The sequence below is a fragment of the Microbacterium ginsengisoli genome, from assembly GCF_000956535.1.
GTDB lineage: Bacteria > Actinomycetota > Actinomycetes > Actinomycetales > Microbacteriaceae > Microbacterium > Microbacterium ginsengisoli.
The window spans coordinates 25,163-37,886 of record NZ_JYIY01000065.1; the positions used below are offsets into that span (position 1 = coordinate 25,163).

Sequence of the window (12,724 nt, forward strand, 5' to 3'; positions counted from 1 at the left end):
CTGCCCGCTTCGCGGGCGGAGAGGTGACTGTGGCCGACCACTACGAGGTGCTGGGTGTCGAACGCGACGCGAGCCCCGAGGACATCAAGAAGGCGTATCGACGGCTGGCCCGCCAGCTGCACCCCGACGTCAACCCGAGCCCCGAGGCGGCGGAGCAGTTCAAGCTCGTCACCCACGCGTACGACGTGCTCAGTGACGCCGATCAGCGACGCGCCTACGACATGGGCGGCGAGACGGGATCGCCGTTCGGCGGCGCCGGGTTCGGCGGCTTCAGCGACATCTTCGACACCTTCTTCGGCGGGGGCGGTGGGAGCCGGGCGCGCGCTCGTTCTCGCCGGGAGCGCGGCCAGGACGCGCTCGTGCGCGTGACGCTCGATCTCGCCGACGTCGTGTTCGGCGCGCATCGCGACCTCGAGGTCGACACCGCTGTGCTCTGCGAAACCTGCCAGGGCTCGTGCTGCCAGCCGGGGACGGCTCCCGTCACCTGCGACATCTGCCACGGCACCGGACACATCCAGCGCACGGTGCGCAGCCTCATCGGCAATGTCGTCACGCAGCAGCCCTGCGCGAGCTGCCAGGGCTACGGCACGACCATCCCGTACCCGTGCGCCACCTGCCAGGGCCAGGGACGCGTGCGCTCGCGTCGCACGGTCTCCGTCGACATCCCGGCCGGCGTCGAGACGGGCCTGCGCCTGCAGCTGCCGGGCTCCGGTGAAGTGGGACCCGCGGGGGGCCCGAACGGCGACCTCTACCTCGAGGTGACGGTCGCCCCGCACGACATCTTCAGCCGTGACGGCGACGACCTGCTCGCGACGCTCGAGATCTCGATGCCCGACGCGGTGCTGGGAACGACAACCCTGATCGACGCCCTCGACGGGCCCGTCGAGCTCGAGCTGCGCGCAGGGGTGCAATCGGGCGACGTGCTCACGATCAAGGGCCGCGGCGTCTCACCGCTGCGCGGCAGCGGCCGCGGCGACCTGCGCATCGGCGTGCATGTGCTCACGCCCTCTCGCCTCGACGCGAAGGAACGCGCCCTCATCGAGGAGTTCGCCCGCAAGTCGAAGGCGCCGGAGCCGCAGCTTGCGCAGTTCCACCAGGGCCTCTTCGCGCGGCTGCGTGACCGGTTCCGGAACGGCTGATCCGTGGCGCTCCACTTCGTGGACGATGGCGCCGCCGCCGCGAGGGCCGGTGACACCGTCTCACTCACCGGGGCCGAGGCACATCACGCCGCCGCGGTGCGGCGTGTGCGCCCGGGGGAGAAGGTCACGGTCGGCGACGGCCGCGGCGTGTGGCTCACCGGCACCTGCGAGTCGGTCTCACCGAAGCTCGTCGTCGTGCGCATCGACGACCGACGGGTGGATGCCCCGCCCGCCACCCGTCTGCGCCTCGTGCAGGGCCTCGCCAAGGGCGATCGCGACGAGCTGGCCGTGCAGGCCGCCACTGAGCTCGGGGTCGACGAGATCGTGCCGTGGCAGGCAGCCCGCAGCGTCTCCCGCTGGGACGCGGGCAAGGCCGTCAAGGGACGGGACCGCTGGGAGGCGATCGCCCGGGAGGCGGGCAAGCAGGCCCATCGTGCGTGGCTCCCCGAGGTGAGCCCGCTCGTGACCACCCGTGAGCTCGCCGGCCGGGGTGCGGCATCCCGTCTTCTCGTGCTCGAGCCGACCGCGAGCGTGCGCCTCGCCGACGCCGTGAGCAGCGACCTCGCCGATGTGACCTTCATCGTCGGCCCCGAGGGGGGAATCGCCCCCGACGAGCTGACCGCGCTCGCGGACGCGGGAGCGGAGCTCGTCCGACTCGGCGACACGGTGCTGCGCACCTCGACCGCCGGCCCCGCGGCGCTCGCCGCCGTGTCGGTGCTGCTCGGGCGCTGGTGAGACGGGCGCCGGTAGACTCGTTCCTATGAGCGAAGCCTCCGTGTTCAGCCGCATCCTCGCGCGTGAGATCCCCGCCGAGATCGTGGCCGAGACCGACACCCTCTTCGCGATCCGCGACATCGCGCCGCAGGCTCCGGTGCACCTCCTGGTGATCCCGAAGTCCGCCGAATACCGCGATGTCACCGAGCTCGCGGCCACCGACCCGGCCCTGCTGGCGGAGATCGTCGCCCTCGCCTCCGAGCTCGCGGCCCAGCACGCCGACGGCGACTTCCGGCTCGTGTTCAACTCGGGCGCCGGTGCCGGCCAGACGGTGTTCCACGTGCACGCCCATGTGCTCGCGGGCGGCCTTTCGGAGCAGGGGCTCGGTGCCTGACTCCGAACCCGTCACCCGCCGCCTCCTCGCGGACGGCGTCGCCATGGTGCGTCTGCTCGGCCCGCAGGACCGCCTGCTGCGCGTCGTGGAGCGCGCGCACCCCGACGTGCAGGTGCTCGTGCGCGGCAACGAGATCACCCTCACCGGTGACGAGGATCCCGTGGCCCGCGCCGCCGAGCTCGTCGAGGAGCTGCTGCAGATGACCCGCAACGGCGTCGACCTGGATGCCGCGGGTGTCGCGTCGTCTGCCCGCATGCTGCGCACCGACGGGTCACCCCGTCCGTCCGAGGTCATGGGGGAGGCGATCCTGTCCTCACGCGGCAAGGTGATCCGCCCGAAGACCGCAGGGCAGAAGGCGTACGTCGACGCGATCGAGGAGAACACGATCGTCTTCGGCATCGGTCCGGCCGGCACGGGCAAGACGTACCTCGCGATGGCGAAGGCGGTGCAGGCCCTGCAGCGCAAGGAGGTCTCCCGCATCATCCTGACGCGGCCCGCCGTCGAGGCGGGGGAGCGGCTCGGTTTCCTCCCCGGAACCCTCACCGACAAGATCGACCCGTATCTTCGGCCGCTCTACGACGCGCTCAACGAGATGATGGACCCCGAGATCGTGCCGAAGCTCATGGCGTCGGGCACGATCGAGGTCGCGCCGCTCGCCTACATGCGCGGGCGCACGCTGAACGACTCGTTCGTGGTGCTCGACGAGGCACAGAACACGACTCCCGAGCAGATGAAGATGTTCCTCACGCGTCTCGGGTTCGGCACGCGCATGGTCGTCACGGGCGACATCACGCAGATCGACCTGCCGCAAGGCGCGTCGGGCCTGCGGCTCGTCACCCGCGTGCTGTCGAACATCGACGACATCCACTTCTCCTACCTGACCAGCGACGACGTCGTGCGCCACACGCTCGTCGGACGCATCGTCGACGCCTACACCGAGTACGACGAACGTCGACTCGCCTCCCGCCGCGAGCGGGACGAGGCATCCGAGTTCGCGGGGCGCGTCGAGCGACGCACCGCCGCCCGCGGGGGCTCCCCGCGGGACCACCTTCCGAAGCGGGGACGCACATGACCATCGAGATCACCAACGAGTCGGGGGTGGCTGTCGACGAGACCGTGCTGCTGCGTCTCATGGAGCACAACTTCGCGGAGCTGCACATCAGCCCCGACGCCGACGTGGCGATCCTGCTGGTCGACGAGGGCGCGATGGAGTCGCTGCACGTGCAGTGGATGGACGAGCCCGGCCCGACCGACGTACTCAGCTTTCCGATGGACGAGCTGCGCCCCGGCACCGAGGAGCAGCCCACCCCGCCGGGCCTGCTCGGCGACATCGTGCTGTGCCCGCAGGTCGCCGAGACCCAGGCGCGTGAGGCGTCGCCCGTGCATTCCACGCAGGACGAGCTCGTGATGCTCACCACCCACGGCCTGCTGCACCTCCTCGGGTACGACCACGCCGAGCCCGACGAGTCGAAGGAGATGTTCGGCCTGCAGCGCGACCTCATCATCGCCTTCGCGCACTCCGAGCGTCGACGACCGGCGTCATGACCGTCGCGCTCCTGCTGGTCGCCGCGGTGCTGCTGGTCGCCTTCGGCGGCCTCATGGCGGCGATCGACGCCGCACTCTCGGTGACCTCGACACAGGATCTGGACGAGCTCGCCGACGGCGCGCGGTCGTCGCGGGCGCTCCATCGCATCGCGGCCGACCCCGCCGCGCATGCGAACTCGGTGGTCTTCATCCGCGTCCTCGCTGAAACCGGCGCCGCGGTGCTCACCGCCGCGGCCTTCATGCTCTGGTTCGACGACATCTGGTGGGCGCTGCTCGCGGCGGTCGTGCTGATGACCATCGCGTCGTTCGTGCTCGTGGGCACCTCGCCCCGGTCGGTCGGGCGTCGCAACGCGGCGGGGCTCCTGCGTGGCAGCGCCGGGCTCGTGCGCGGCATCCGTCTTCTGCTCGGCCCGATCGCGCACCTGCTCGTGATCCTCAGCAACCGGGTCACCCCGGGTGGGGCGCGGGCATCGAGCTTCACCTCCGAGGAACAGCTGCTGAGCATGGTCGACGAGGCCGCGCTGCAGGACCTCATCGAGGAGGACGACCGCGAGCTGATCCACTCCGTGTTCGAGTTCACCGAGACCTACGTGCGCGAGGTGATGGTGCCGCGCACCGACATGGTCACGATCGGGGCGGATGCCTCCACCCGCGCCGCGATCGCGTTGTTCCTCGATCGCGGGGTGTCCCGCATCCCGGTGATCGGCGAGGACGGCGACGACGTACGAGGCGTGCTGTACCTCAAGGACCTGGTGCAGATCGCCTTCCGCGACGGTACGGTCGCGAGTGCGGTGCCGGTGGCGGGCATCGCCCGTCCGCCCGTGTTCGTGCCCGAGTCGATGCGCGCCGAGACACTGCTGCAGCAGATGAAGCGCGACGCGGTGCACGTGTGCATGGTCGTCGACGAGTACGGCGGCATCGCCGGCCTCGTGACCCTCGAGGACATCATCGAGGAGCTCGTGGGGGAGATCGCCGACGAGTACGACCCCCGCGCCGACGAGGTGGTCGAGGTGCGCCCCGGAACGTTCCGGGTGAGCGCGCGCCTCGGCCTCGACGAGGTCGGCGAGCTGTTCGGGCTCGACCTCGACGATGAGGATGTCGACTCCATCGGAGGACTGCTCGGCAAAGCGCTCGGTCAAGTTCCGCAGCCGGGCGCGACGGCCGAGGCGCTGGGGCTCCTGCTCACCGGCGGCACCTCTCGCGGCCGCGGCCGCGGACTCGCGACGGTGTTCGTGACGCGTGCAGCCGACGCCGCGGCATCCGCTCCCGAGGAACACGCGACCGACGAGCACCCCGCCGGATCGAAGAAGAAGCGCACAGCGAAGGCGGCCCGCGCATGACCGAAGACAGCCCCTACCGCAGCGGTTTCGTCACCTTCGTCGGGCGGCCCAACGTCGGCAAGTCCACGCTGACGAACGCGCTCGTGGGCGAGAAGATCGCGATCACGAGCGACAAGCCGCAGACCACGCGGCGAGCGATCCGCGGCATCGTCGACCGTCCCGACGGCCAGCTCGTCGTCGTCGACACCCCGGGCGTGCACCGCCCGCGCACTCTGCTCGGGCAACGTCTCAACGACCTCGTCGAGGACGTGCTCGGCGACGTCGATGTCATCGCCTTCTGCGCGCCGGCCGGGGAGCGCGTCGGTCCCGGTGACCGCCGCATCGCCGCATCGCTGGACGGCTATCCGCGATCGCGCAAGGTCGCGCTCATCACCAAGACCGACGCGGCGTCGCGCGATGAGGTGCTGGAGCGTCTCGCTGAAGTCGATGCGCTGCGCGAGGACTGGGCCGCGGTCATCCCCGTCTCGGCGCTCACGGGCGCCCAGCTCGATGTGCTGGCGGACGAGCTCCTCGGTCTCATGCCCGAAGGTCCGGCGCTGTACGAACACGGCGTCGTCACCGATGAATCCGAGAGCGACCGGGTGGCGGAGATCATCCGCGAGGCGGCACTGCGCGACGTGCGCGAAGAGCTTCCGCACTCGATCGCGGTGGTCGTGCAGGAGATGGGCCCGCGCGAGGACTCTGATCTGATCGACGTGTTCGCCGACATCGTCGTCGAACGCGACAGTCAGAAGGCGATCATCATCGGCCGCAAGGGCGCGCACCTGAAGGATGTCGGCGCCCGCGCCCGCACGCAGCTCGAGGGCCTCCTCGGCTCGCGGGTCTATCTGTCGCTGCACGTGCGCGTCGCCCAGGAGTGGCAGCGCGACCCCAAGCAGCTCGGCCGGCTCGGGTTCTGACGCGGGGTCGCGGCATCCGTCATCGACCGGGGCTCACCCGGGTGTAGCCTGGTCGCATGCGTGCGGGTGATCTCCTCCTCCTTAGCTGCCGCGGCGGGGCCTAGACCTAGGGCCACCTCGTCGCGGAGCTTGTCGTCGGCCCGCCACATCCCACACGAGGAAAGACGATCATGGAGAACACCCAGAAGGCATCGGCGCTGCCGATCCACAAGTACCGCCCGTATCACGAGCAGATCCGCGTCGACGTGCCGGACCGCACCTGGCCCGACGCCCGCATCACCCAGGCGCCGCGCTGGTGCGCCGTCGACCTGCGCGACGGCAACCAGGCCCTCATCGACCCGATGAGCCCCGAGCGCAAGCGCGTCATGTTCGACCTGCTGGTGCGCATGGGCTACAAGGAGATCGAGGTCGGGTTCCCGAGCGCCAGCCAGACCGACTTCGACTTCGTGCGTCAGCTCATCGACGAGAACCTGGTCCCCGACGACGTCACCATCCAGGTGCTGACCCAGGCGCGCGAGCACCTCATCGAGCGCACCTACGAGGCGATCGCCGGGGCGAAGCAGGCGATCGTGCACCTGTACAACTCGACGAGCATCCTGCAGCGCGACGTCGTGTTCCGCACCGACACGCAGGGCGTCATCGACATCGCCCTCGAGGGCGCGCGCCTGTGCCGCGAGTTCGAGAAGCGCATCCCCGAGACGGCCGTCTACTACGAGTACTCGCCAGAGAGCTACACCGGCACCGAGCTGGAGTTCGCGGCCGAGATCTGCAACGCCGTGCTCGAGGTCTTCGAGCCGACGCCCGAGCGCAAGGTCATCATCAACCTGCCCGCGACCGTGGAGATGGCGACGCCCAACGTGTACGCCGACTCCATCGAGTGGATGAACCGCCACCTGGCGTACCGCGAGAACGTGATCCTGTCCCTGCACCCTCACAATGACCGCGGTACGGCGATCGCCGCCGCCGAGCTCGGCTACATGGCCGGTGCCGACCGCATCGAGGGCTGCCTGTTCGGCAACGGCGAGCGCACGGGCAACGTCGACCTGGTCGCCCTCGCGATCAACCTGTTCACCCAGGGCATCGACCCGCAGATCGACGTCAGCGACATCGACCAGGTCAAGCGCACGGTCGAGTACTGCAACCAGCTGCCGGTGCCCGAGCGCAGCCCCTGGGCCGGCGACCTCGTCTTCACCGCGTTCAGCGGCTCCCACCAGGACGCCATCAAGAAGGGCTTCGAGGCGATGGCCGCCCGCGCCGAGCGCGAGGGCGTGTCGGTCGACGACCTGGAATGGGCCGTGCCGTATCTGCCCGTCGACCCGAAGGACCTGGGCCGCTCTTACGAGGCGGTGATCCGCGTGAACTCGCAGTCGGGCAAGGGCGGCGTCGCCTACCTGCTCAAGAGCGACCACGCGCTCGACCTGCCCCGGAAGCTCCAGATCGAGTTCTCCGGCGTCGTGCAGGCGAAAACCGATGCCGAGGGTGGCGAGCTCACGAGCTCCCAGATCTGGGAGATCTTCCGCGACGAGTACCTGCCGGCGGATGCCGCGGACGAGCGCTGGGGCCGCTTCGAACTGCTGTCGACCCGCACTCAGAGTGATGTCGGCGGTCAGCTGCGGCTCGATGTCACGCTGCGCGACGGCGAGGCGAGCACCGCGGCCGACGGTATCGGCAACGGACCGGTCGCAGCCTTCCTGTCGGTGCTGCACGAGCGCGGCTTCGACGTCACGCTCTACGACTACGTGGAGCACGCGATGAGCGCGGGCGGCGACGCCCAGGCGGCGGCTTACGTGGAGCTGCAGGTCGACGGGGAGCGCCTGTGGGGAGTCGGCGTCGACGGCGACATCTCGACGGCATCGCTCAAGGCGATCGTCTCGGCGGTGAATCGTGCGATCCGCGCTCGCGAGCGCGAGGGCGCCCTCACCGCGGTCTGAACTCAGGTCGCCGTCGGGTCAGTCGCTCTCCGGTCTCACGATCGGAATGGCGGATGTCTCGACGGCGACCTTTCGCCTGTAGAGCATGTGCTGCTCGGGCAGCGACAGGTCGAAGATGACGGCGAGGATGCGGATCACCGCGGTCACGAGGAATCCGGCGATGGCTGCGATGACGATCGGCACGCCGAACGAGGAGAGCGCCACGAGCACGGTGCATCCGGCGCCGGCGGCGACCGCGTAGAGCGATCCCACGTGCATGATCGCGACGGGCAGTCCCATCATGACGTCGCGCAGGACCCCACCGCCGACGGCCGAGCAGACGCCGACGAACACAGCGGGAACGACCGGGAGCCCGAGCGCGAGCGCCTTCGTCGTGCCGAATGCGCCGAACATGCCGATCACGAGCGCATCGAGCGTGACGATGACGGCACTGATGCGCTGCAGCGGCCCGGCGAGGAGCATGCCGACGAGCGACGCCGCCGTCGCGGTGAGCAGGTACCAGTTGCTCTGCAGTGTCACGGGCGAAACGTTCAGCAGCAGATCGCGGATCAGTCCGCCGCCCATGCCCATGAGCACACCGATCAACGCCACCCCGAGAAGATCCAGACGACGCTGCCCCCGGAATCCGGAGGCGAACAGCGCGCCCTGGAGGCCGCCCAGGCCCACCGCGAGCAGATCTGCCCACAGGGGGATGATGAACGTCGGCTCGGTCACGCGTCTATTGTCGCAAGGCGCGACGATAATCGATGCGTGCCCACTTACCGCGACGAGGTCGTGGTCCTGCGCACCCAGAAGCTGGGGGAGGCGGACCGCATCGTCACCCTCCTCGGTCGTCAGCACGGACGCATCCGCGCGGTCGCGAAGGGGGTGCGACGCACCTCGTCGCGCATCGGCGCACGGCTCGAGCCCTTCATGGTCGCCGACGTGCAGATCTACAAGGGGCGCTCGCTCGACATCGTGCAGCAGGCGGAGAGCCTTGCCACCTACGGTGCCGACATCGTCGGCGACTATGACCGCTACGTCGCCGCGAGCGCGATGGTCGAGACCGCCGACCGGCTGGGGGAGGCCGAGGCCACTCCTCAGCAGCACATCCTCCTGCTCGGCGGTCTTCGCGCCCTGAGCCGCGGCGACCACCACCCCCGCAGCGTGCTCGATTCGTATCTGCTGAGGGCGCTCGCGATGTCCGGCTGGTCGCCGGGGCTCGACGACTGCGCCCGCTGCGGACGTCCCGGCCCGCACTCGTCGTTCCTCGCGCACGGCGGCGGGATGCTCTGCTCGTCCTGCGCACCGGCAGGGTCCGTGCGGGTCTCCGCCGACGTGCTCGCCCAGCTGCGTGCCCTGCTGCGCGGCGAGTGGGACATCATCGACGCGGTGTCCGACGCCGACCGGGCCGCGGCATCCGGTCTCGTCGCGGCGTTCACCCAGTGGCAGCTCGAGCGCGGCATCCGCTCGCTCGCCCACGTAGAGTCGGGGCGATGACTCCGAAGCCCTTCACCCACAAGGATGCGGTCGCGTACCGTCCGATCGACTGGACAGGCGTCTACCCGCCGGCGTTCCCCGCCGGGTCCGTGCCGAACCATGTGGCGATCGTGATGGACGGCAACGGTCGCTGGGCGAACCGACGCGGCCTCACGCGGGTCGAGGGACACAAGGCAGGTGAGGCGGCGCTGCTCGACGTCGTCGCGGGCGCCATCCAGGCGGGCGTGAAACATCTCTCGGTCTATGCGTTCTCGACCGAGAACTGGTCGCGCTCACCTGACGAGGTGCGGTTCCTGATGGGGTTCAATCGCGACGTGCTGCACCGTCGACGGGATCAGCTCAACGAGTGGGGCGTGCGGGTGCGGTGGGCCGGGCGGAAGCCGCGCCTGTGGGGCTCGGTGATCTCCGAGCTGCAATTCGCGGAGCAGCTCACCCGTGACAACGACGTGCTGACGCTGACGATGTGCGTGAACTACGGGGGGCGCGTAGAGCTGGTCGACGCGATGCGTTCCATCGCCGACGACGTCGCCGCGGGCCGGGTGCGTCCGAGCGCCGTCAGCGAGAAGCTCATACGCCGGCGGCTCTACCAGCCCGACATGCCCGACGTCGACCTGTTCGTACGTTCGAGCGGAGAGCAGCGCACCTCGAACTTCCTGCTGTGGGAGTCGGCGTACGCGGAGTTCGCCTTCCTCGACACCCTCTGGCCCGACTTCTCGCGCACAGACCTCTGGCAGGCGATCGGGCTCTACCTGTCGCGCGACCGTCGGTTCGGCGGCGCGATCGACACGCCGACCACGTGACGGTCAGTACTCGACGGCGACGGCGTTCGCACTCGCCGAGAGCGGGATGGTCTTGCCTCCCGGGAAGAGCTGCTCGTCGGTGAACGAGTACTGACGCTGTACCCAGGCGCCGAAGCCGCGGCGTTGGAGGCACGCCTGGTCGGTGGCGCAGCCGATGACCTTGTCGTTCGCCGCGTACGCCCGGTACGCCAGGAGCTTCGTCGTCAGGGCTGCGCCGGTGATGTTGGCCGGCTGGAGATGCACGGGGTATCCCTCGAAGTAGCGCATCTCGGCGAGGTCGTACCCGGCCTTCTGCGCCGCTTCGCGGGTGAACGTGCCCACCGTGCTGTGGTCGGGATGATCGCCCTGCCAACCCTGCGCGGCAATGCTCGGGATCAGCGTTCCCACCATGGCGGGATGGAACATCGTGATGAGGTCGGCCAGGGAGTCCCGCAGACTCACCGCCGACACCGCATCACCGCCGCCCACCGGGGTGAGCTTGTCGACGCGGCCGTCGAGGAGCATCCGGATCGTGACGGACCCGGTCGTCCGGAAGCCCTTGCCCTTCAGCCCCCCGTCGGGCAGGTGGAAGAAGAGCACCGAGACGTTCGTCGCGTCGACAGGAACGTACTGGGTGAGCTGCACTCCGGATGCGAGGGTCACGGTGGACTGCGTCCACTCGGCCGAGCTCCCGCGCATGACGTTGTACGCCTTGAGGATGCCGAACTCACGAGCCTTGACGTAGGAGGCACCGAGGCCGCCGTCACCCGCGGTCACATAGGCCGTCCGGGCGCAGAATCCGCTCGAGATCGCCCCCTGCAGCGTCGGGTTCGCGAAGATCAGGTCATCGTCGTAGTGGGCCCAGACCGACAGCACCGTCTCGCCCTCGCATGTGGTGACGAGCGATCCCGGCGCAGGATCCGAATTCACGACCGGCGCCGGCGCGGGAAGAGCGGGCCCGAGCGGCGTGGCCGAGGCGGACGGAGCGATCCCGCCCGGAGTCGAGAACGCGGTCGGCCACCACTGCGCGCGCGTCTGCACCGCTACCACGACCGCGCCGACAACTGCTGCGGCGACGATCACGACCGTCGATGCGAACAGGATGCGACCTATGCGGCGGCGCGCGCGAGCACCCATGCCGTTCCTCTCTCCCACCCCGATCCCCATCGGGCCCGCATCATGCTGACATATCCGCTCCCGGCGCGCCCGACACGACGCTGTGAATCCTGCTCACAGCGGGGGAATAGTCGGCGAACCCGCAGGCGTTGCACCCGTCATGACAGACGCCATCTCGATCGACGTGTGGAGCGACATCGCCTGCCCCTGGTGCTACATCGGCAAGCGCAACCTCGAGAAGGGACTGGCGGACGCGGCATCCGATGACGACGCACCCGTGACGACCGTCACCTTCCACTCCTTCGAGCTGTCTCCCGACACGCCCGTGGACTTCGAGGGTGACGAGATCGACTTCCTCGCCGGACACAAGGGGATGCCGCGGGACCAGGTCTCGCAGATGCTGTCGAACGTGACGGGCGTGGCCGCGAACGCGGGACTGGAGTACCGCTTCGACCTGCTGCGTCACACGAACACGGTGAAGGCGCACGAACTGCTGCACTTCGCGAAGCAGGCCGGGCGCCAGCACGACATGGCGGAGCGCCTCATGTCGGCCTACTTCACCGAGGGGCGCCACGTCGGACGCATCGACGACCTCGTCGACCTCGCGACGGAGATCGGGCTCGACGGCGACGCCGTGCGCGACGCGCTCGAGAACGAGCGTCACCTGCCAGACGTGCGCGCCGACCAGGCGCAGGCCCAGGCCTACGGCATCAACGGAGTGCCGTTCTTCGTCATCGACGGCAAGTACGGCGTCAGCGGCGCGCAGCCGCCGGAGGCGTTCGCCCAGATCGCGCGCCAGGTGTGGGCGGAACGGCGGAGCGCGGCATCCGCTCTCTGACCGTCGCCGAGATCAGGCGGGGAGTGCCGCCTCGATGACCGACACGACCGCCGGGTCGTCGGGCTTCGTCGACGGACGGAAACGGTGCACGTCTCCCGTGGGCGTGAGCACGAACTTCTCGAAGTTCCAGTGCACGAGTCCCCGCTCACCCTCGGGGTTCCTGGCCTTCTTCAGCGCCTTGTAGAGCGGCGCGACACCGGGTCCGTTGACCTTGATCTTCGCGTTGATCGGAAAGCTCACACCCCAGGTCGCGGAGCAGTACTCCAGGATCTCCTCGATCGAGCCCGGCTCCTGACCCATGAACTGGTTGCAGGGGAATCCGACGACGCTGAAGCCCCTCTCGCCGTACTCGCGCTGCAGCTGCTCGAGCGCCTCGTACTGCGGGGTGAGTCCGCACTTCGACGCGACGTTCACGACGAGGAGGACTTTGTCGCCGTAGTCGGCGAGCGTGCGCTCGGCCCCCTCGGCGTCGAGGAACGGGATGCTGCGCAGGTCTGCGCTGTCGGTGGCGGCCATGTGCCCAGCGTAGGCGCGGCGGGCCGCGGGAGGG

14 protein-coding genes are annotated in these 12,724 nt (G+C 69.6%); 11 read left to right on the forward strand and 3 right to left on the reverse strand.

Annotated features, from left to right (window positions below; translation table 11 throughout):
• The first annotated feature begins 29 nt into the window (after positions 1–29).
• The 8 genes from dnaJ (at position 30) to leuA (ending at position 7,962) form a co-directional block, all read left to right on the forward strand.
• Positions 30–1,139: a molecular chaperone DnaJ gene (gene dnaJ / locus RR49_RS04380; RefSeq protein ID WP_045246852.1), complete on the forward strand. Its 1,110-nt coding sequence runs from the start codon at positions 30–32 to the stop codon at positions 1,137–1,139.
• Positions 1,140–1,142: 3 nt separating this feature from the next.
• A complete protein-coding gene (locus RR49_RS04385) occupies positions 1,143–1,874 on the forward strand; it encodes a 16S rRNA (uracil(1498)-N(3))-methyltransferase (RefSeq protein WP_045246853.1) in 732 nt (243 codons plus the stop codon).
• Between the two features lie 25 nt (positions 1,875–1,899).
• Complete coding sequence (locus tag RR49_RS04390) at positions 1,900–2,247, forward strand: HIT domain-containing protein (protein WP_045246854.1); 348 nt, start codon at positions 1,900–1,902, stop codon at positions 2,245–2,247.
• Between the two features lie 43 nt (positions 2,248–2,290).
• Positions 2,291–3,319, forward strand: coding sequence for a PhoH family protein (locus RR49_RS04395; protein ID WP_245610946.1), 1,029 nt, complete (start codon positions 2,291–2,293; stop codon positions 3,317–3,319).
• Positions 3,316–3,792, forward strand: a complete 477-nt coding sequence (ybeY, locus tag RR49_RS04400; protein ID WP_045246856.1) for an rRNA maturation RNase YbeY — start codon at positions 3,316–3,318, stop codon at positions 3,790–3,792. The genes RR49_RS04395 and ybeY overlap by 4 nt, the downstream gene beginning before the upstream one ends.
• A complete protein-coding gene (locus tag RR49_RS04405) occupies positions 3,789–5,132 on the forward strand; it encodes a hemolysin family protein (protein ID WP_045246857.1) in 1,344 nt (447 codons plus the stop codon). Before ybeY ends, RR49_RS04405 begins: the two co-directional genes overlap by 4 nt.
• Positions 5,129–6,031, forward strand: coding sequence for a GTPase Era (era, locus tag RR49_RS04410; protein WP_045246858.1), 903 nt, complete (start codon positions 5,129–5,131; stop codon positions 6,029–6,031). The genes RR49_RS04405 and era overlap by 4 nt, the downstream gene beginning before the upstream one ends.
• 170 nt (positions 6,032–6,201) lie before the next feature.
• Complete coding sequence (leuA, locus tag RR49_RS04415) at positions 6,202–7,962, forward strand: 2-isopropylmalate synthase (RefSeq protein WP_045246859.1); 1,761 nt, start codon at positions 6,202–6,204, stop codon at positions 7,960–7,962.
• Between the two features lie 18 nt (positions 7,963–7,980).
• Here leuA and RR49_RS04420 read toward each other — a convergent pair whose 3' ends face one another.
• On the reverse strand, positions 7,981–8,676 hold the full coding sequence (locus RR49_RS04420; protein ID WP_045246860.1) for a trimeric intracellular cation channel family protein: 696 nt from the start codon (positions 8,674–8,676) through the stop codon (positions 7,981–7,983).
• A 36-nt stretch (positions 8,677–8,712) separates the two neighbouring features.
• Between RR49_RS04420 and recO the strand changes: the two genes are divergently transcribed.
• Positions 8,713–9,441 carry a DNA repair protein RecO gene (gene recO, locus RR49_RS04425; RefSeq protein WP_045246861.1) on the forward strand — a complete coding sequence of 243 codons (729 nt, stop codon included), beginning with the start codon at positions 8,713–8,715 and terminating at the stop codon, positions 9,439–9,441.
• Complete coding sequence (locus tag RR49_RS04430) at positions 9,438–10,241, forward strand: isoprenyl transferase (protein ID WP_045246862.1); 804 nt, start codon at positions 9,438–9,440, stop codon at positions 10,239–10,241. The genes recO and RR49_RS04430 overlap by 4 nt, the downstream gene beginning before the upstream one ends.
• A 3-nt stretch (positions 10,242–10,244) precedes the next feature.
• On the opposite strand, the gene RR49_RS04435 is transcribed toward RR49_RS04430, so the two are convergent.
• Entirely contained in the window at positions 10,245–11,357 is a 1,113-nt protein-coding gene (locus tag RR49_RS04435; protein ID WP_045246863.1) for a PIG-L family deacetylase, read from the reverse strand.
• 139 nt (positions 11,358–11,496) lie between these two features.
• Between RR49_RS04435 and RR49_RS04440 the strand changes: the two genes are divergently transcribed.
• The gene (locus RR49_RS04440) at positions 11,497–12,174 is read left to right on the forward strand and encodes a DsbA family oxidoreductase (protein ID WP_045246864.1); all 678 of its coding nucleotides are present in this window, start codon (positions 11,497–11,499) and stop codon (positions 12,172–12,174) included.
• Positions 12,175–12,186: 12 nt separating this feature from the next.
• On the opposite strand, the gene RR49_RS04445 is transcribed toward RR49_RS04440, so the two are convergent.
• Entirely contained in the window at positions 12,187–12,690 is a 504-nt protein-coding gene (locus RR49_RS04445) for a glutathione peroxidase (RefSeq protein ID WP_045246865.1), read from the reverse strand.
• Between the last annotated feature and the right edge of the window lie 34 nt (positions 12,691–12,724).

What these genes read in the sequence shown, in the direction of transcription:
- RR49_RS04390 (WP_045246854.1), top strand. Translation starts at nt 1,900, where the DNA reads ATGAGCGAAGCCTCCGTGTTCAGCCGCATCCTCGCGCGTGAGATCCCC.
- RR49_RS04395 (WP_245610946.1), top strand. Translation starts at nt 2,291, where the DNA reads ATGGTGCGTCTGCTCGGCCCGCAGGACCGCCTGCTGCGCGTCGTGGAG.
- ybeY (WP_045246856.1), top strand. Translation starts at nt 3,316, where the DNA reads ATGACCATCGAGATCACCAACGAGTCGGGGGTGGCTGTCGACGAGACC.
- RR49_RS04405 (WP_045246857.1), top strand. Translation starts at nt 3,789, where the DNA reads ATGACCGTCGCGCTCCTGCTGGTCGCCGCGGTGCTGCTGGTCGCCTTC.
- era (WP_045246858.1), top strand. Translation starts at nt 5,129, where the DNA reads ATGACCGAAGACAGCCCCTACCGCAGCGGTTTCGTCACCTTCGTCGGG.
- leuA (WP_045246859.1), top strand. Translation starts at nt 6,202, where the DNA reads ATGGAGAACACCCAGAAGGCATCGGCGCTGCCGATCCACAAGTACCGC.
- RR49_RS04430 (WP_045246862.1), top strand. Translation starts at nt 9,438, where the DNA reads ATGACTCCGAAGCCCTTCACCCACAAGGATGCGGTCGCGTACCGTCCG.
- RR49_RS04435 (WP_045246863.1), bottom strand. Translation starts at nt 11,357, where the DNA reads ATGGGTGCTCGCGCGCGCCGCCGCATAGGTCGCATCCTGTTCGCATCG.
- RR49_RS04440 (WP_045246864.1), top strand. Translation starts at nt 11,497, where the DNA reads ATGACAGACGCCATCTCGATCGACGTGTGGAGCGACATCGCCTGCCCC.
- RR49_RS04445 (WP_045246865.1), bottom strand. Translation starts at nt 12,690, where the DNA reads ATGGCCGCCACCGACAGCGCAGACCTGCGCAGCATCCCGTTCCTCGAC.